Origin of the sequence: Streptomyces tropicalis (genome assembly GCF_029269835.1) — a bacterium.
GTDB lineage: Bacteria > Actinomycetota > Actinomycetes > Streptomycetales > Streptomycetaceae > Streptomyces > Streptomyces tropicalis.
Genome location: NZ_JARJBB010000005.1, coordinates 316,752 through 333,580 on the forward strand (window position 1 = coordinate 316,752; position 16,829 = coordinate 333,580).

General features: G+C 74.6%; 16 protein-coding genes and 1 pseudogene. 9 read left to right on the forward strand and 8 right to left on the reverse strand.

Annotated features, from left to right (window positions below; translation table 11 throughout):
• Window positions 1–133: 133 nt before the first annotated feature.
• The 3 genes from P3H78_RS12875 to P3H78_RS12885 form a co-directional block, all read right to left on the reverse strand.
• Window positions 134–574 (reverse strand): DUF7144 family membrane protein, encoded by a 441-nt coding sequence (locus tag P3H78_RS12875; RefSeq protein WP_276109062.1) that lies wholly within the window; start codon window positions 572–574, stop codon window positions 134–136.
• 38 nt (window positions 575–612) lie between these two features.
• On the reverse strand, window positions 613–1,221 hold the full coding sequence (locus tag P3H78_RS12880; protein WP_313884402.1) for an SHOCT domain-containing protein: 609 nt from the start codon (window positions 1,219–1,221) through the stop codon (window positions 613–615).
• Window positions 1,222–1,353: 132 nt separating this feature from the next.
• The gene (locus tag P3H78_RS12885; RefSeq protein WP_276109063.1) at window positions 1,354–1,551 is read right to left on the reverse strand and encodes a DUF8691 family protein; all 198 of its coding nucleotides are present in this window, start codon (window positions 1,549–1,551) and stop codon (window positions 1,354–1,356) included.
• Window positions 1,552–1,895: 344 nt separating this feature from the next.
• Here P3H78_RS12885 and P3H78_RS12890 point away from each other — a divergent pair, with 344 nt between their 5' ends.
• The 3 genes from P3H78_RS12890 (at window position 1,896) to P3H78_RS12900 (ending at window position 5,796) form a co-directional block, all read left to right on the forward strand.
• Complete coding sequence (locus P3H78_RS12890) at window positions 1,896–3,980, forward strand: SpoIIE family protein phosphatase (RefSeq protein ID WP_276109064.1); 2,085 nt, start codon at window positions 1,896–1,898, stop codon at window positions 3,978–3,980.
• Between the two features lie 143 nt (window positions 3,981–4,123).
• The gene (locus P3H78_RS12895) at window positions 4,124–4,483 is read left to right on the forward strand and encodes a DUF779 domain-containing protein (RefSeq protein WP_276109065.1); all 360 of its coding nucleotides are present in this window, start codon (window positions 4,124–4,126) and stop codon (window positions 4,481–4,483) included.
• A 74-nt stretch (window positions 4,484–4,557) separates the two neighbouring features.
• Window positions 4,558–5,796, forward strand: coding sequence for a phosphodiester glycosidase family protein (locus P3H78_RS12900; protein ID WP_438827957.1), 1,239 nt, complete (start codon window positions 4,558–4,560; stop codon window positions 5,794–5,796).
• Between the two features lie 85 nt (window positions 5,797–5,881).
• Here P3H78_RS12900 and P3H78_RS12905 read toward each other — a convergent pair whose 3' ends face one another.
• The 5 genes from P3H78_RS12905 to P3H78_RS12925 form a co-directional block, all read right to left on the reverse strand.
• A complete protein-coding gene (locus tag P3H78_RS12905) occupies window positions 5,882–6,076 on the reverse strand; it encodes a hypothetical protein (RefSeq protein WP_276109066.1) in 195 nt (64 codons plus the stop codon).
• A 169-nt stretch (window positions 6,077–6,245) separates the two neighbouring features.
• On the reverse strand, window positions 6,246–7,337 hold the full coding sequence (locus tag P3H78_RS12910) for an acyl-CoA dehydrogenase family protein (RefSeq protein WP_276109067.1): 1,092 nt from the start codon (window positions 7,335–7,337) through the stop codon (window positions 6,246–6,248).
• Entirely contained in the window at window positions 7,334–8,518 is a 1,185-nt protein-coding gene (locus P3H78_RS12915; protein WP_276109068.1) for an acyl-CoA dehydrogenase family protein, read from the reverse strand. The genes P3H78_RS12910 and P3H78_RS12915 overlap by 4 nt, the downstream gene beginning before the upstream one ends.
• A complete protein-coding gene (locus P3H78_RS12920; RefSeq protein WP_276109069.1) occupies window positions 8,515–9,489 on the reverse strand; it encodes an NADPH:quinone oxidoreductase family protein in 975 nt (324 codons plus the stop codon). The genes P3H78_RS12915 and P3H78_RS12920 overlap by 4 nt, the downstream gene beginning before the upstream one ends.
• 127 nt (window positions 9,490–9,616) lie before the next feature.
• Window positions 9,617–10,261 (reverse strand): helix-turn-helix domain-containing protein, encoded by a 645-nt coding sequence (locus P3H78_RS12925; RefSeq protein ID WP_276109070.1) that lies wholly within the window; start codon window positions 10,259–10,261, stop codon window positions 9,617–9,619.
• 156 nt (window positions 10,262–10,417) lie between these two features.
• Between P3H78_RS12925 and P3H78_RS12930 the strand changes: the two genes are divergently transcribed.
• From P3H78_RS12930 to P3H78_RS12955, 6 genes and pseudogenes are all read left to right on the forward strand, one after another.
• Window positions 10,418–11,956: an ATP-dependent DNA ligase gene (locus P3H78_RS12930; protein WP_276109071.1), complete on the forward strand. Its 1,539-nt coding sequence runs from the start codon at window positions 10,418–10,420 to the stop codon at window positions 11,954–11,956.
• Entirely contained in the window at window positions 11,953–12,426 is a 474-nt protein-coding gene (locus tag P3H78_RS12935) for an NUDIX hydrolase (protein WP_276109072.1), read from the forward strand. The genes P3H78_RS12930 and P3H78_RS12935 overlap by 4 nt, the downstream gene beginning before the upstream one ends.
• A 76-nt stretch (window positions 12,427–12,502) precedes the next feature.
• Complete coding sequence (locus P3H78_RS12940; protein ID WP_276109073.1) at window positions 12,503–13,888, forward strand: NADP-dependent succinic semialdehyde dehydrogenase; 1,386 nt, start codon at window positions 12,503–12,505, stop codon at window positions 13,886–13,888.
• A 25-nt stretch (window positions 13,889–13,913) separates the two neighbouring features.
• Entirely contained in the window at window positions 13,914–14,150 is a 237-nt protein-coding gene (locus tag P3H78_RS12945) for a DUF6213 family protein (RefSeq protein WP_276109074.1), read from the forward strand.
• A gap of 394 nt (window positions 14,151–14,544) precedes the next feature.
• Window positions 14,545–15,609: pseudogene (locus tag P3H78_RS12950) on the forward strand (type III polyketide synthase); the annotation flags it as partial.
• A complete protein-coding gene (locus P3H78_RS12955; RefSeq protein ID WP_276109075.1) occupies window positions 15,609–16,823 on the forward strand; it encodes a cytochrome P450 in 1,215 nt (404 codons plus the stop codon). The pseudogene P3H78_RS12950 and the gene P3H78_RS12955, both read left to right, overlap by 1 nt.
• Window positions 16,824–16,829: the final 6 nt, after the last annotated feature.

A 16,829-nucleotide genomic window follows, 5' to 3' on the forward strand; every position in this document is an offset into this window, starting at 1 on the left:
CACGGGCACGCAGCCCCGGGACGGGTCCGGCGGGGCACACGGCGGCGGGGCCGGCGCGGTCCACCCCACCGGCCCCGTCGGACCCGTCCCGCACGCGCCGCCCCACCGGGCGCGGCGCCCGTCGCCGTCCGGCTCAGCGGAGGCCCGGTCCGCCGCTCCGGTAGACGTCCTCGCGGGCCAGGACGCACAGCGCCCAGACCACCAGCCCGGAGAACGCGATCAGCACGACCGACCACACCGGCGAGTACGGCAGTGAGAGGAAGCCGGCGATGATCACGAACGCGGCCACGACCACGCCACCGATCCGCGCCCAGCGGGCGCCCTGGAAGATGCCCATGCTGACCAGCACGGCGACGGCGCCGAGGACCAGGTGGACCCAGCCCCAGCCGGTGAGGTCGAACTGGAAGGCGTAGGAGCGGGTGGCGACGAAGACGTCGTCCTGGGCGATGCCCATGACACCCCGGAAGATGGACAGCATTCCGGCGATCATCAGCATCACACCGGCGAAGACGGTGACTCCGCCGGCCCACGGATGCTTCGCCGCCTGCGGGGCGGCGGGAGGGGTCGCGGTCATGTGCGGGCCTCGATTCGCATCTCGTCCGTCACGCCCGCTCAGCGGCGGGGGTCGGAGGTGACGGGGCGGTCCGGCGCGGGAGCCCCCGCGGTCGCGGGAGGAACGGCGCCCTCAGGACCTCCGGGCAGCGTGGACGCTCCGGGCGCCGGGGCGGCTCCGGGTGCCGGGGCCGCGGGACCGCCCGGGGCCGCGGCGGACCCGGACGCGCCGGACGGCGCCGGTCCGGTCGCGGCGGCGCCGAGGAGGTGTTCCTTGGCCCGCGCGAACTCCTCGTCGCTGACGTCGCCCCGGGCGCGCAGCTCGGAGAGCCGGGCGAGGTCGTCGACCGTGCCGGAGCCGCCGGAGCCGGCGGCCTGCCGGACGTAGGCGTCGAAGGCCTTCTGCTGGGCGCGCGCGTGCTCGACGTCGCGGCGGCCCATGCCCTTGCCGCGGGCGATCAGGTACACGAGGACGCCGAGGAACGGCAGCACGAGGACGAAGATCAGCCAGCCGGCCTTGCCCCAGCCGCTCAGCTCGTCGTCGCGGAAGACGTCGAAGACGACCTTGAAGAGCAGGACGAACCACATGATCCACAGGAAGAACCACAGCATGGTCCAGAAGGCGCTCAACAGCGGGAAGTCGTACGCCAGGTACATCGGTGCGTTCATGTCTCTCCTCCGTTCCGGGCCCGGCCCGGCCGCGGCGCTGTGCCGCCCTCAGCGTGCGCGCGGCGAGACATCGGCGGCCTCACCCGGGACGGGTGAGCACGCCCCCGCGGGACCGGGCGCACGCGGTGCACCTCACTCCGGCAGCCGGCGCATCTCCAGCAGCCGCAGCCCCAGCGACCGGCACCGTGCGAGCAGCCCGTACAGGTGGGCGTCGTCGACGACGGCGCCGAAGAGGACGGTCTGGCCCCACATCACCACGTGCTCGAGCTCCGGGAAGGCCTTCGCCAGCGTCTCCGAGATGTGCCCGTCGACGCGGATCTCGTACCGCATGAGCTGCTCTCCCGCACGTGACCGGTTCCGCCGGGACGGCGCCGAGGTCTGCGGCCGTCCTGCTGCGATGGTCCGCCCGGGCGCGCCACGAAGCCTCACCCGGGGCAGGTGATCCGGCACGGGCACCGCGGCGGGGGCGGGTGCACGCGCTCCCGGGGGCGCGCCGCGCCTGCGCGTGCGGTGGCCCCGCGCACGGAGGACGCTGGAAAAGCGCCGTTCGGCGGGCACGGGTGCACGACGGCGGCCACCGCACCCGCCACGGCTCCCGCTCCCGCTCCGGGTCCCGCTCGCGTCCACGGCCGCGCTCCGGGACGCCGGCGCGACGAAGCCCGGAGGTGGTTCGCGTGGCCCAGGCCGACCCCCGTCGGCACGAGGACGAGACGGCGGCCTCGATGCTGGAGGCCCTCTTCGCCGACGCGCCGATCGGGCTGTACCTGCTGGACCCTCAGCTGAGGGTGGTGCGGGTGAACACGGCCACCCCGGCCCTGCAGGACCCGGCGGCGTCCGACCTGGCCGGCCGCGCGGTCCGCGACCTGTACGACATGGTCGACGCGGAGGCGCTGGAGCGGCGGCTGCGCGAGGTGCTGGACACCGGTGTGCCGCTGCGGGAGCGCATCGTCCAGGCGCGGCTGCGGTCCGACCCCGGGCGGGCGCACCACTTCGAGGTCACCGCGCTGCGGCTGGACAATCCCGACGGCGCGGTGCTCGGGGTGGCGGTCACCGCGGTCGACGTCACCGAGCGGGAGCGGAGCCGGGCCCGCGCCCGGGTCCTGGACGCGGTGCGCCGCCGGGTGGGGCGGACGCAGGACCCGGTGGTGACGGGCGAGGAGTTCGTCGGCGCCGTGGTGCCCGGGTTCGCCGACATCGCGGTGGTGGAGGTGGTGGACGCGGTGATCCGCGGCGACGAGCCGCCGCTGGCCCCGCTGCCGCCCGGCACCCCGCTGATGCGCACCTCCTTCCGCAGCAGCCGGCCGTGTCCGCCGCAGGCGCATCCCGTCGGCGACGTGCGCCGTCTGCCCTCCCCCACTCCCTTCACCCAGGCGCTGACCGATCTGCGTCCCCGGGTGGTGCCGCTGCACGCCGACGAGCCGTGGATGCCGGTGGACGCGCCGCGGACGGACGCGATGCGCTCCTCGCGGTCCCACTCGCTTCTGGTGGTGCCGATGGCGCTGCGCGACGCGGCCCTGGGCCTGATCAGTCTCTACCGCACGGAGGAGTCGCCCCCCTTCGACGATCACGACCGCCGGCTCGCGGTCGAACTGGCCGCCCACACCGCCCTGTGCGTCGACAACGCGCGGCGCTACGTCCGCGAGCACACCCTGGCCGCCATGGTCCAGCGCCGGCTGCTGCCCCGCAGCCCGGAGACGCACGCGTCGCTGGAGACCGCCTACCTGTCGGTCACCGGGGCCGACCCGGGCGCCTGGTACGACACGATCGCGCTGTCGGGGGCGCGCACCGCGCTCGTGGTGGGGAACGTGTCCGGGCGGGGTCTCGAAGCGGCGGCGGCCATGGGCCAGTTGCGGACGGTGGTGCGCGCACTGGCCGCCTTCGACCTGGCGCCGGACGAGCTCCTGGCCCGGCTGCACGACACCGCGGCCGGGCTGGCGTCGGAGCGGGCGCGGCTGCCGGTGGGCGACCCGCTGCGCCGCGAACGTCTGGACGCCGACTGCGCGTACGCCGTCCACGAGCCGCTCACGGGAACCTGCGTGATGGCGGCGGCGGGCCGGCTGGCGCCGGTCGTGGTCCGGCCGGACCGCACGGTCACCGTCCCCGACACCCCGTCGGGGCCGCGGCTGGGGACGGCGGGGGATTCCCCGTTCGCCGCCGTCACGTTCTCGGTGCCGCACGGCAGCCTGCTGGTGTTCACCAGCAACCCGGCACTCACCGCGTACCTGGCGGAGCACTCCCAACCGCTTCGCGCGGCACCGGACTTCGACGACCGCCCGCTCCAGGAGCTGTGCGACACCCTGGTCTACGAGCTTCCGGACAGCCTCGGGGCGGGCGACGCCGCCGTGATCGTGGCGCGCACCCGGTCCTTCGCCGCGGGCGAGTTCGCGACCTGGCGGCTGGACCCGGACCCGACCGCGGTGGCGGTCGCGCGCGGCCGGGCCCGCCGGCAGCTCACCGCCTGGAACATCGACGAGGAGACCGCGTTCCACACCCAGGTCATCGTCAGCGAACTCGTCACCAACGCGGTGCGCTACGGGGCTCCGCCCATCGAGCTGCGGCTGATCCACGACCGCACGCTGACCTGCGAGGTGAGTGACTCCGGCTCGGCGGCGCCGCATCTGCGCTATGCGCGGACGGCCGACGAGGGCGGGCGCGGCCTGTTCATCGCCGCCCAGCTCGCCCAGTCGTGGGGCACCCGCTACACGCCCGACGGCAAGACGGTGTGGACGGAGCAGGCACTGCCCGCACGGCAGGACTGACCGTACGGCCGGGCCCGCGTTGCGCTGATCCCCCCTCGCGGGACGCCTGGTCCGCGCCCGGGCGGGTGCGGTGCAACGTCCTCGCAACGTCCGGGCTGCTTCGCTGGACCCGTCCGGTTCCGGTGCGGCGAAGGGCGGCGACGATGGACGAGGAGACCCCGCGCGTGGCGCTCAACCCCGCGGCGGCCGCGCTGGTGCGCCGGCTCAGTGAGACGCACGGTCCGCTGATGTTCCATCAGTCCGGCGGCTGCTGCGACGGCAGTGCCCCGATGTGCTATCCGGAGGGCGAGTTCCGCACCGGCGGCTCGGACGTGCTGCTGGGCGAACTGGACGTCGAGGGCCTGAAGCGGCCGGTGGAGTTCTGGATGTCGCGCAGCCAGTACGAGGTCTGGAGCCACACCCGTCTGCTCGTCGACGTGGTGCCCGGGAGGGGCAGCGGCTTCTCCCTGGAGGCACCCGAAGGAGTGCGTTTTCTCATCCGTTCCCGCGTCATTGGCGCCTGAACACCGCGCCGGACACCGCCTTCTGATGCACTTCCCCGAGTCCGGGGAAAGCTGACGAGACATCAGGGGGCACGGTGGGCAGTGCGACACGTCGTCACGGGCGGATCGGAACGGCTCTGGCGACTCTTCTGGCATGCGGCGCGCTGGCCGGCGCCGCCCTCGCCGGGGCGGCACCGGCCAGCGGCGCGCAGCGGGCCGAGGAGATCGCGCCGGGCGTCGAGTACCGCGCGTTCGACCTGGACGGGGCGGGCGGGGTGACCCGGGCGCACCTGCTCAGCGTGGACCTGGCCGACCGGCACGTCCGGGTGGGTTTGCTGCATCCGGGCGCGGTGGCCGCCCGCCGGACGGTGTCGGGCATGGCCGACGCGCAGGGTGCGGTGGCGGGCGTCAACGGCGACTTCTTCAACATCAGCGAGGCCCAGCACCCCGGGGTCGAGGCGACCGGCGCGGCGGTCGGCCCGGAGATCACCGGTGGGCATCCGCTCAAGGCGGCGGTGCCGCGCGGGCAGCGCTTCGGGCCCCCGCTGCCGCCCGGCACCACCGCCGAGGACGTCATCGGCGTGGGCGCCGACCGCACGGCGCGGCTGGACCGGTTGCGCCTCGTGGGCTCGGTCGACACGCCCGAGGGGGAGTTGAGACTCGGCGGCCTCAACCAGTACGCCCTGGGGGAGGGTTCCGTCGGGGCGTACACCTCAGAATGGGGCGGGACCTCCCGGGCACGCGCGACGTGCGGCACGGACACCCGACGCGCGGCGCCGTGCAGCGGCGACACCTACGAGGTGACGGTGCGTGGCGGGCAGGTGGTGGCGACGGCGGGGCGGCCCGGCAGCGGCCCGATCGCGGCGGGGACCACGGTGCTGGTCGGACGGGAGGCGGGGGCACGGCGATTGCGCAGGCTGTTCCGGGGCGAGCCGGTCACCGTACGGCGCAGGCTGGTGGCGGCGTCCTCGGGGGATCCGCTGGTCTTCGCCGTCGGCGGCTTCCCGGTGGTGCGGCACGGGGCGCCGCTGCCCGGACTGGACGGAACGGTGTCGACGGTGCGCACCGCGGTGGGCATCGCGCGCGGCGGGCACCGGCTTCTCCTGCTCGCCCTGGACGGCGCGTCCCGGTACCGCCGGGGTCTCACGGTGGCCGAACTGGCCGCCGAGCTGCGGAGGCTGGGCGCCACCGACGGGTTCAACCTGGACGGCGGCGGCTCCAGCACGCTGGTGACCCGGGAGCGGGGCGAGGGCTGGGTGGACGTGCGCAACCATCCCAGCCGCGGCGCCGAGCGGGCGGTGGCCAACGGGGTCGGGGTGTTCTCCGTGTCGTGAGGGGCGCCGCGGCGGCCGGTGCCGGGAGGCCGCGCCGCGGCCGGCGTTCGCGGCAGCGGCCTGCGCAAGGGGGCCGCGTCGGCGGTCAGGGGCGCAGACCGCCGACGAGCTCCGCGGTGGTGGCGATGCCCTCGTGGATGGTCGGCGCCATGCTGGATCCGGCCAGGAAGAATCCGAGCAGGGCGCAGACCAGGGCGTGCGAGAACTTCAGCGCCCCGTTGCGGACGAAGACCACCGCCAGGATCAGCAGCAACAGCACCACAGAGATGGAAATGGCCATCGTCGTCCTCCTCCGGCAGGCCCGGTACGGGGCTTTCGGCCGCAAGTGTGGCGCAGCGGAGGGTTCGTCCGGGCGGATGACGTGTCCCCCGAACGTGTGGTTCGGGTGCCGGACGTGCGGGACGGCCCGGCCCCGGTGGGGCGGGCCGTCCCGGCCGCGGGTGCGCGGCTCAGGGGGCCTGGAGGTCGACCAGGGGGGCCAGTGCCGTGCGGTGGGCGCCGGCCGTGCCGTACGCGATCGCGTCGGCCTTGGCCCGCTTCAGGCACAGGTGGACCGGGTGCTCCCAGGTCATGCCGATGCCGCCGTGCAGTTGCAGGGCCTCCTCGGCGGCGCGGACGGCCACGGGGGCCGCGTAGGCCTGGGCGACGGCGACCGCGACGTCGGTGCCGGTGCCGGTCGCCAGGGCGTCGGCGGCGCTGCGGGCGGCGGCCCGCAGATGGACGACCTCCAGCCACAGCTGGGCGAGCCGGTGCTTGAGCGCCTGGAAGCCGCCGACCGGCCGGTTGAACTGCTTGCGCTCCTTCAGATGACGCACGGTCTCGCTCAAGGCCCAGTCGGCGAGGCCCAGTTGCTCGGACGCCAGCAGTCCGGCGCCGGCGCGCAGGGCCCGTCGGACGGCGGGCCGGGCGTCGCCCAGCCGGCGGCCGGGCGCGCCGTCGAGGACGACCGCGGCCACCGGCCGGGTGAGATCGAGCGAGCTCGCGGGGGTGACCGTCGCGTCCGCGGCGTCCACGGCGTACAGGGCGCCGTCGTCCGCGGGGACGAGGAGCACGTCCGCGACCGCCGCGTCGGCGACGCCGGTCACCGTGCCGTGCAGGGCGCCGTCCTGCCACCGGACCGGCGGCGGGGTGCCGCCAGGGGCGGTGTGCAGGCCGACGGCGAGGGCGCCCACGGTGCGGCCCGACGCCAGCCGCGCCAGCAGGTCCCCGGCCTCGTCGCCGGCGCAGGCGAGCAGGGCCTCCGTGGCGACGACCGCGCTCGTCAGGTAGGGCACGGGCGCGACGGAGCGGCCCAGTTCCTCCAGGACCACGGCGGCCTCGCGGTGCGTGGCGCCCTGGCCGCCCCGCGCCTCGGGCACCAGCAGCCCGGCGAGGCCCATGCCCTCGGCGAGGGACTTCCACAGCGCCGTGTCGTGCGGTGCACCGGTCTCGATGCGCGCAAGGACGTCGGCCGCGGTGCACTGGTCGGTGAGCAGGTCGCGGACGGCGGCGCGCAGCGCCTCTTCCTCCTCCGAGTACAGCAGGTCCGGCTCGGTGCTCATCGGGCGAGGTCCTTCCATGCGACGTCCTTGTCGGTGCGCGGCTCGGCCGGCAGGCCCAGGACGCGCTCGGCGACGATGTTCAGCAGGACCTCACTGGTCCCGCCCTCGATGCTGTTGCCCTTGGCGCGCAGGTAGCGGTAGCCGGCGTCCCGTCCGGTGAAGTCCACCAGTTCCGGGCGCCGCATGGTCCAGTCCCCGTACAGCAGGCCCTCCTCGCCGAGGAGTTCGACCTCCAGGCCGCTGATCTCCTGGTTGAGGCGGGCGAAGGCGAGCTTCATGCCGGAGCCCTCCGGGCCGGGCTGTCCCGCCGCCATCTGCTGGCGCAGCCGCTCACCGGTGAGGCGCGCGACCTCCGCCTCCACCCACAGCGTCAGCAGCCGCTGGTGCAGGTCGTGGGTGCGCAGTTCGGGACGCTCGCGCCAGGTTCCGGCGACCGTGCCGATCATGCCGCCCTCGCGGGGCAGCCGCATGCCGCCGATGGAGACGCGCTCGTTCATCAGGGTGGTCCGGGCGACCTGCCAGCCGTCGCCGACGTCGCCGAGGCGGTGGGCGTCGGGGATGCGGACGTCGGTGAGGAAGACCTCGTTGAACTCGGCCTCGCCGGTGATCTGCCGCAGCGGGCGGACCTCGACGCCGGGGTCGGTCATGTCGCAGAGGAAGTACGTGATGCCCTGGTGCTTGGGCAGGTCCGGGTCGGTGCGGGCGATGAGGATGGCCCAGCGGGCCAGGTGCGCGCTGGACGTCCACACCTTCTGCCCGTTGACCACCCAGTCGCCGCCGCTCTCGCGGACGGCGCGGGTGCCCAGGGCGGCGAGGTCGGAGCCGGCCCCGGGCTCGCTGAACAGCTGGCACCAGACCTCCTCCCCCACCCACAGGGGCCGCAGGAAGCGCCGCTGCTGCTCCTCGGTGCCGTAGCGGAGGATGGTCGGCGCGGCCATGCCGAGGCCGATGCCGATGCGGCGCGGGTCGTTGTCGGGTGCCCCCGCGGCCTCCAGTTCGGCGTCCACGACGGCCTGGAGCGAGCGGGGGGCACCGAGGCCTCCGAGGCCCTCGGGGTAGTGCACCCAGGCCAGTCCGGCGTCGAAGCGGGCGCGGAGGAAGTCCCCGGATCCGGTGGTGGAGGGCGGGTGCGCGGCGAGCAGGTCGCGGGCGCGGCGGCGCAGGTCGTCGGCGTCGGTCATGCGGTGGCTCCGTTCTCCGCGGGCAGGACGGCGATCCGGCCCGTCGTGGTGCCGTCGGCGACGCGCTGGACGGCGTCCGCGGCCGCGGCGAGCGGCACCCGCTCGCTCACCAGCGGACGGATCGCGCCGCGGGCGGCCAGCCCGGTGAGCTGCTCGTGGCAGTGCTGGACGAGCTTGGGGTTCCGGGTGGCGTAGAGGCCCCAGTGGAGGCCGAGGATCCCGTAGTTCTTCACCAGGGCGTGGTTCAGCGCCGGGGCGGGAACGGTGCCGCCGGCGAAGCCGACGACGACGATCCGGCCCTCGAAGGCGACGACCTTGGTGGACTGGGTGTAGGCCGTGCCGCCGACCGGGTCGTAGACCACGTCGGCGCCCCGGCCGCGGGTGGCCTCCTTGACCGCGGCGACGACGTCCTCGGCGTGCCGGTCGATCACGGTGTCGCAGCCCAGCTCGCGGGCGGTGGCGGCCTTGGCGGGACCGCCCACGACCCCGATCACGGTGGCCCCGGCCGCCTTGCCGAGCTGCACGGCCGCGCTGCCGACCCCGCCGGCGGCGGCGTGGACGAGCAGGGTCTCGCCGGCCTCCAGGCGGGCCCGGCGGTGCAGACCGAACCATCCGGTCTGGTAGCCGATGTGCAGTGCGGCCGCCTCGGCGTCGTCCAGCGCGTCCGGCGCGGGCAGCACGGCGGCGGCGTCGGCGACGACGTACTCGGCGAACCCGCCGTGCGGCAGCGCCGGGTTGGCGATCACCCGCCGTCCGTCCCCGGTCTCGCCGCAGATCTCCACGCCCGGGGTGAAGGGCAGCGGGGGCCGGACCTGGTACTGGCCGCGGCAGAGCAGCGCGTCCGGGAAGTTGATGTTGGCGGCCCGCACCTTCAGCAGGACCTGGTGCTCGCCGGGCACCGGCCGCTCGGTCTCCTCCAGCCGCATCACCTCGCTCGGCTCGCCGTTCTCGTGCACTCGCCATGCCTGCATGCGCCGCCTCCACGGGACTGCGTCGTCGGACCGGTTCTGGGCATACTAAGCGGTTGCTTGTCGATCGGGGAACAGTCCGCCGGCGGAACCGTCTCCGCACCCGGTCACCGCGCCGTGCCGCGCCCCCTCACCCGGTGCGCGGCCGGGCTCTGACGTGCATCCGCTCACCCTGCGGCCCGAACAGGCTCAGGAACTCCGCCGGCCCCTCCCCCGTCGACCCGAACCAGTGGGGCACCCGCGTGTCGAACTCGGCCGCCTCGCCCGCGGCCAGCACCACGTCGTGCTCGCCCAGTACGAGCCGCAGCCGCCCGGAGAGCACGTACAGCCACTCGTAGCCCTCGTGGGTGCGCGGGTCCGGTTCCTCGCTGCGCCGCGGTTCGCGCACCTTGTACGCCTGGAGTCCGCCGGGCTGCCGGGTCAGCGGCCAGTACGTGCGCCCGTGCCGCACGACCGGCTCGGCGCGCACCCTCGGATCCTCCACCCGCGGCGCGCCGACCAGCTCGTCCAGCGGCATCCGGTGGGCCCGCGCGATCGGCAGCAGCAGCTCCAGGCCGGGCTTGCGCAGGCCCGACTCCAGCCGCGACAGGGTGCTCACGGAGATGCCGGTCGCCTCCGACAGGGCGGCCAGGGTCACCTCCCGCTCCTTGCGGATCCTGCGCAGTCGCGGGCCCACCTCCGCCAGCACGTCCTCGGCCCCCTCGTCCCGGGCCGGTCCGGCGGGCCCCGGCACTCCGCCCCCGTCCCGTCCCGTTCCGCCCCGGTGCGCAGCCATGCCCGTATTGCAGGTCCGGCAACCGTGTTTGTCAATCGGGCAGGTCGGCGGGGCCGCACCGGGCCGCCGCCGTGCACCGGTCCCGGCCGGGCCGTGGAACGGCACCGGCACCGGCACCCAGGTGTGGACCACCGTCCGCCGGTGCACCATGACTGCATGCTGCTGACCCGGCTCGCCCAGGTGTCCCGGGAGGTCGCCGCCACCTCGGCGCGGTCCCGGAAGATCGCCCTGCTCGCGGACCTGTTCCGGGACGCCGACGCGGACGACGTGCCCGTCGTCATCCCCTATCTCGCGGGCCGCCTGCCGCAGGGCCGCATCGGCGTCGGCTGGAAGGTGCTCGGCCGGCCCGTCGCGCCCGCCGGTGCGCCGACGCTCACCGTGCGCGAGGTGGACGCCCGGCTGACCGAGCTGGGCGGAGTCTCGGGCGCCGGGTCGCAGGCCGCGCGCGCACGGCTGGTGGACGCCCTGATGAGTGCGGCCACCGAGGACGAGCAGCGGTTCCTGCGCGGGCTGCTCACCGGCGAGGTCCGGCAGGGCGCCCTGGACGCGATCGCCGTCGAGGGACTGGCCGGGGCGACCGGCGCGGCACCCGCGGACGTACGGAGGGCCGTCATGCTGGCCGGATCGCTGCAACCGGTGGCCCGGGCGCTGCTCGCGGACGGGCCGGGGGCCCTGGACCGCTTCCGGCTGACCGTGGGCCGCCCGGTGCTGCCGATGCTCGCGCACAGCGCGTCCTCCGTGGCCGAGGCGGTGGAACGGCTCGGCGCCTGCGCCGTGGAGGAGAAGCTGGACGGCATCCGGGTCCAGGTCCACCGGGACGGCGACGCCGTGCGGGTGCACACCCGGACGCTCGACGACATCACCGACCGGCTGCCCGAACTGACCGCGGCCGCACGTGCACTGGACGGCGACCGCTTCATCCTCGACGGCGAGGTCCTCGCCTTCGGCCCGGACGGCCGCCCGCGCTCCTTCCAGGAGACCGCCGGGCGGGTCGGCTCGAGAATCGACGTGGCGGCGGCCGCCGCCGCCGTGCCGGTCTCGCCCGTGTTCTTCGACGTGCTGTCGGTCGGCGGCCGCGACCTGCTGGACCTGCCGCTGACCGAGCGGCACGCGGAGCTGGCCCGGCTGGTCCCGGAGCCCCTGCGGGTCCGCAGGGCGCTGGTGTCCGGAGCGGACGACGTCGCCGGGGCGGAGCGGTTCCTGTCCGCCACCCTGGAGCGCGGCCACGAGGGCGTGGTCGTCAAGGGCCTCGACGCGCCGTACAGCGCGGGCCGGCGGGGCGCCTCCTGGCTGAAGGTCAAGCCCGTGCACACCCTCGACCTGGTCGTCCTGGCCGCCGAGTGGGGGCACGGCCGGCGCACCGGGAAGCTGTCCAACCTGCACCTGGGCGCCCGCACCGCCGACGGCGGCTTCGCCATGCTCGGCAAGACCTTCAAGGGCATGACCGACGCGATGCTGGCCTGGCAGACGGAGCGGCTGCGCGAGCTGGCCGTGGACGAGCAGCGCTGGGGAGTGCGGGTGCGCCCCGAGCTGGTCGTGGAGATCGCCTACGACGGCCTCCAGCGCTCCACCCGCTACCCGGCAGGCGTCACCCTGCGCTTCGCCCGGGTGGTCCGCTACCGCGAGGACAAGCGCCCCGAACAGGCGGACACCGTGGAGCGGGTGCTCGCCGCGCATCCCGGGGTGGCTGCGTGAGCGAGCGGCGGCACCGGCGCAGCGCGGGCCTGCTGCTGTTCCGCCGCACCGGCGGCGGGACCGAGGTGCTGCTCGGCCACATGGGCGGCCCCTTCTTCGCCCGGCGCGACGCGGGCGCGTGGACGGTCCCGAAGGGCGAGTACGGCCCCGAGGAGCCGGCGTGGGAGGCCGCCCGCCGCGAGTTCCGGGAGGAGCTGGGCCTGCCGCCCCCCGACGGCGCGGCATTGCCGCTGGGCGAGGTGCGGCAGACCGGCGGCAAGACGGTCACCGCATGGGCCGTGGAGGGCGACCTGGACCCGGCGGCGGTCACCCCCGGCACCTTCCGGATGGAGTGGCCTCCGCGGTCCGGGCGGACCCGGGAGTTCCCGGAGCTGGACCGGGTGCGGTGGTTCGGCCTCGACCGGGCCCGCGAGGTGATCGTCACGGCCCAGGCCGCGTTTCTCGACCGGCTGGCGGAGCACTCGCCCTGACGAGAGGTGTACGCGTTGCGGTCGCCCCCGCGGCGCGCGAAGGTCGAAGCACAGCCCGCTCCCAGGGAGGTCGGTCATGCCCATTGCGACGGTGAACCCGGCGAACGGCGAGACGCTCAAGACGTACGAGGCGATGGGCGTGGAGGAGGTCGAGCGCCGGCTCCAGCTCGCCGAGGCCACGTTCCGGACGTACCGGACCACCTCGTACGCCGAACGCGCGAGCCTGCTGAGCCGGGCCGCGGACCTCCTCGACGAGGACCAGGGGGAGATCGGCGCCGTCATGACCACCGAGATGGGCAAGCCGGTCGTGCAGGCCCGCGCGGAGGCGGCGAAGTGCGCCCGGGCGATGCGCTGGTACGCGGAGCGCGCCGAGGCACTGCTCGCCGACGAGCTGCCCGGGGAGAACGACGTGCGGGACTCGGGCGCCTCCCGGGTCCTGGTCCGCTACCGGCCGCTCGGCCCGGTGCTCGCGGTGATGCCGTGGAACTTCCCGTTGTGGCAGGTGGTCCGCTTCGCGGCACCGGCGCTGATGGCCGGCAACGTGGGCCTGCTCAAGCACGCCTCCAACGTGCCGCAGACCGCGCTGTACCTGGAGGACCTCTTCCACCGGGCGGGCCACCCCGAGGGCTGCTTCCAGACCCTGCTGGTGGGCGCGGGCGCGGTGGACGAGATCCTGCGCGACGACCGGGTGAAGGCCGCCACCCTCACCGGCAGCGAGCCGGCCGGCCGGGCCGTCGCGTCGACCGCGGGCGAGATGGTCAAGAAGACGGTGCTGGAGCTGGGCGGCAGCGACCCGTTCGTGGTGATGCCGTCGGCGGACCTGGACCGGGCCGTCGAGACGGCGGTGACCGCGCGGGTGCAGAACAACGGCCAGTCGTGCATCGCCGCCAAGCGGTTCATCGTGCACGCCGACGTCCACGACGCCTTCGCCGAGCGGTTCGCCCGCGGCATGCGGGAGCTGAGGGTCGGCGACCCGGCCCTGGAGGACACGCAGGTCGGGCCGCTCGCCACCGAGCAGGGACGGGCCGACCTGGAGGAGCTGGTGGACGACGCCCGCCGCGGCGGGGCGACGGTGCTCTGCGGGGGCGAGCGGCCCGAGGGGCCCGGCTGGTTCTACCCGCCGACCGTCCTGACCGGCGTCACCCGCGAGATGCGCATCCACCGCGAGGAGGCCTTCGGGCCGGTCGCCACGCTGTACCGCGCCGCCGACCTGGACGAGGCGGTGCTCATCGCCAACGACTCTCCGTTCGGGCTGAGTTCGAACGTGTGGACGCGGGACGCGGACGAGGTGGACCGGTTCGTGCGGGACATCGAGGCGGGCGGCGTCTTCTTCAACGGCATGACGGCCTCGCACCCGGCGTTCCCCTTCGGCGGCGTCAAGAGGTCCGGTTACGGCCGTGAGCTGTCCGGGCACGGAATCCGCGAGTTCTGCAACATCACGACCGTGTGGCACGGGGCCTGAGGTTTCCGCGGCTACGATCGCTGTCGTGAACCGCGAAGTGACTCTCCCGCTGATCGTCGACGACCGCGGTACGTTGCAGGTGGCCGCGTCCGACGTGAGCAAACTGCTGCGCACCGTGGGCGGCCGGTGGCTGCGGCTGGTGGAGGGCGGGCAGGAGGGGCTCGACGAGGACACGGTGGCGACGCTCACGATCGAACTCGCCAAGCTGGCCGACCGGATCGACGTCGCCTGCATCGCGCACAGCAGCGGGACGAAGGGGTAGCGGGACCACCGCCGCCCGGGGGCCATCCGTGTGATCGTTCCGCCAGATGCCCCAGCGGTCCCGGTCGACGGTGATCACCTTTCTCTGCTCGCCGCGCGAGGTGCGGCGCGCGCCGGTGCCCCACCGAGCGGGCGCTCCCCGCGGAAAACCCGCTGACCTGCACGAACGGCCCGTCCGTCGCGCCCGGAAGTGCCGTCGGGCGCCCCGCGCGGACCGCCGCGCGTCCCCCGTTCGGCGGACAGCGCGGCCCGGTCCGGTCCCCGGCCGCCGTCCCCGGTTTGGAGTAGTCCGGCGCGAGATCGTCGCTCTCCCGGGTGATCGTGGGTGGACCACCCTTCTGGGTGCGGCACCCCTCTGACCGGAGGGCGACCGGCCTTCCGGACGGCGAAAGCAGGCGCGGCTCATGGCGACTTTGTGCAGACCCTCGGTGTCCGTTCCAGAGCACGTGATCACGATGGAGGAGACGCTGGAGCTCGCACGCTCCCGCCATGCGGACCACCCGCAACTCCCGCTGGCCCTCCGGCTGATCGAGAACACCGGTGTACGCACGCGGCACATCGTGCAGCCGATCGAGGAGACGCTGAAGCACCCGGGCTTCGAGGAGCGCAACAAGCTCTACGAGCAGGAGGCCAAGGCACGGGTCCCGGCCGTCATCCAGCGCGCGCTGGACGACGCAGAACTCCTCACCACGGACATCGATGTCATCATCTACGTCTCCTGCACGGGCTTCATGATGCCCTCGCTGACGGCGTGGCTGATCAACGAGATGGCCTTCGACAGCACCACGCGGCAGATACCCATCGCCCAGCTGGGCTGTGCGGCCGGCGGCGCGGCCATCAACCGGGCCCACGACTTCTGCACGGCGTACCCGGACGCCAACGCGCTGATCGTGGCCTGCGAGTTCTGCTCGCTGTGCTACCAGCCCACCGACCTGGGCATCGGCTCCCTGCTCTCCAACGGCCTGTTCGGCGACGGCATCGCGTCCGCGGTGGTCCGCGGCCGCGGCGGGACCGGCGTCCGGCTCGAACGCAACGGCTCGTACCTGATCCCCAAGACCGAGGACTGGATCGCGTACGACGTCCGCGCCACCGGCTTCCACTTCCTGCTGGACAAGCGGGTGCCCACCACGATGGAGCCGCTCGCCCCGGCGCTCCAGGACCTGGCGGGTCAGCACCAGTGGGACGCGTCGGACCTGGACTTCTACGTCATCCACGCGGGCGGTCCGCGCATCCTGGACGACCTCAGCACGTTCCTGGAGGTCGACCCGCACGCGTTCCGGTTCAGCCGGTCGACGCTCACCGAGTACGGCAACATCGCCAGCGCCGTGGTGCTGGACGCGCTGCGCCGGCTGTTCGACGACGGCGGCGCCGAGCACGGCGCGCGCGGGCTGCTCGCCGGCTTCGGCCCGGGCATCACGGCCGAGATGACCCTGGGCCACTGGCAGGACGGCGGTGCGTGATGAGCGAGGAGACGCTCACCGAGGCCATGCCCCCCGTCCGGCAGTGGCCGGCGTTCGACCTGACCGGGACCGACTTCGACCCGGTGCTGGCCGACCTGATGGAGGAGGGGCCGGTCACCCGCATCCAGCTGCCCAACGGCGAGGGCTGGGCGTGGCTGGTGACCCGCATGGACGACGTGCGGATGGTCGCCAACGACCCGCGCTTCGGCCGCGAGGCGGTGATGGACGGTCAGGTCACACGGCTGGCACCGCACTTCATCCCGTCCCGGGGTGCGGTCGGCTTCCTCGACCCGCCCGACCACACCCGGCTGCGCCGCTCGGTGGCGCCCGCCTTCACGGCCCGCGGCGTCGAGCGGGTGCGGGAGAACGCGCGGCGGATGCTGGACGACCTGGTCGACGAACTCCTCCAGGACGGCCCGCCCGCGGACCTCACCGCGGCGGTGCTGAGCCCCTTCCCGATCGCGGTGATCTGCGAGCTGATGGGGGTGCCCGCGGCCGACCGGCACGCGATGCACACCTGGACGCAGCTGATCCTGTCCTCGGCGCACGGCGCGGTGGTCAGCGAGCGGGCCAAGGAGGAGATGGGCGCCTACTTCGCCGGCCTCGTCGGGTCCCGGGCCGGCAGCACCGACGAGGACGTGGCCTCGCTGCTCGGCGCCGCCGTGGGCCGTGGGGAGATGACGACGGCGGAGGCCGTGGGCCTCGCGGTGCTCCTGCAGATCGGCGGCGAGGCGGTCACCAACAACAGCGGGCAGATGTTCTACCTGCTGCTGACCCGGCCGGAGCTGGCCGAACGGCTGCGCCACGAACCGGGGATCCGCCCGCAGGCGATCGACGAGCTGCTGCGGTACATCCCGCACCGCAACGCGGTCGGGCTGTCCCGGATCGCCCTGGAGGACGTGGAGATCAAGGGGGTGCGGATCCGGGCCGGCGACGCGATCTACGTGTCGTACCTGTCCGCCAACCGCGACCCCGACGTCTTCCCGGACCCCGGAGCGATCGACTTCTCGCGCAGTCCGAACCCGCACGTGTCCTTCGGCTTCGGCCCGCACTACTGCCCGGGCGGCCGGCTGGCCCGGCTCGAGTCGCAGCTCCTCGTCGACGCGCTGCTCGACCGGGTGCCGGGGCTGAGGCTCGCGGTGCCGCCGGACGAGGTGCCCTTCAGGAAGGGCGCGTTGATCCGCGGACCCGAGGCCCTGCCCGTGACGTGGTGAGGTCGC

Bases quoted from the DNA above. Each gene is read 5' to 3' on its own strand.
- P3H78_RS12875 (WP_276109062.1), bottom strand. From the start codon at position 574: ATGACCGCGACCCCTCCCGCCGCCCCGCAGGCGGCGAAGCATCCGTGG.
- P3H78_RS12880 (WP_313884402.1), bottom strand. From the start codon at position 1,221: ATGAACGCACCGATGTACCTGGCGTACGACTTCCCGCTGTTGAGCGCC.
- P3H78_RS12885 (WP_276109063.1), bottom strand. From the start codon at position 1,551: ATGCGGTACGAGATCCGCGTCGACGGGCACATCTCGGAGACGCTGGCG.
- P3H78_RS12895 (WP_276109065.1), top strand. From the start codon at position 4,124: ATGGACGAGGAGACCCCGCGCGTGGCGCTCAACCCCGCGGCGGCCGCG.
- P3H78_RS12905 (WP_276109066.1), bottom strand. From the start codon at position 6,076: ATGGCCATTTCCATCTCTGTGGTGCTGTTGCTGCTGATCCTGGCGGTG.
- P3H78_RS12910 (WP_276109067.1), bottom strand. From the start codon at position 7,337: ATGAGCACCGAGCCGGACCTGCTGTACTCGGAGGAGGAAGAGGCGCTG.
- P3H78_RS12915 (WP_276109068.1), bottom strand. From the start codon at position 8,518: ATGACCGACGCCGACGACCTGCGCCGCCGCGCCCGCGACCTGCTCGCC.
- P3H78_RS12920 (WP_276109069.1), bottom strand. From the start codon at position 9,489: ATGCAGGCATGGCGAGTGCACGAGAACGGCGAGCCGAGCGAGGTGATG.
- P3H78_RS12925 (WP_276109070.1), bottom strand. From the start codon at position 10,261: ATGGCTGCGCACCGGGGCGGAACGGGACGGGACGGGGGCGGAGTGCCG.
- P3H78_RS12930 (WP_276109071.1), top strand. From the start codon at position 10,418: ATGCTGCTGACCCGGCTCGCCCAGGTGTCCCGGGAGGTCGCCGCCACC.
- P3H78_RS12940 (WP_276109073.1), top strand. From the start codon at position 12,503: ATGCCCATTGCGACGGTGAACCCGGCGAACGGCGAGACGCTCAAGACG.
- P3H78_RS12955 (WP_276109075.1), top strand. From the start codon at position 15,609: ATGAGCGAGGAGACGCTCACCGAGGCCATGCCCCCCGTCCGGCAGTGG.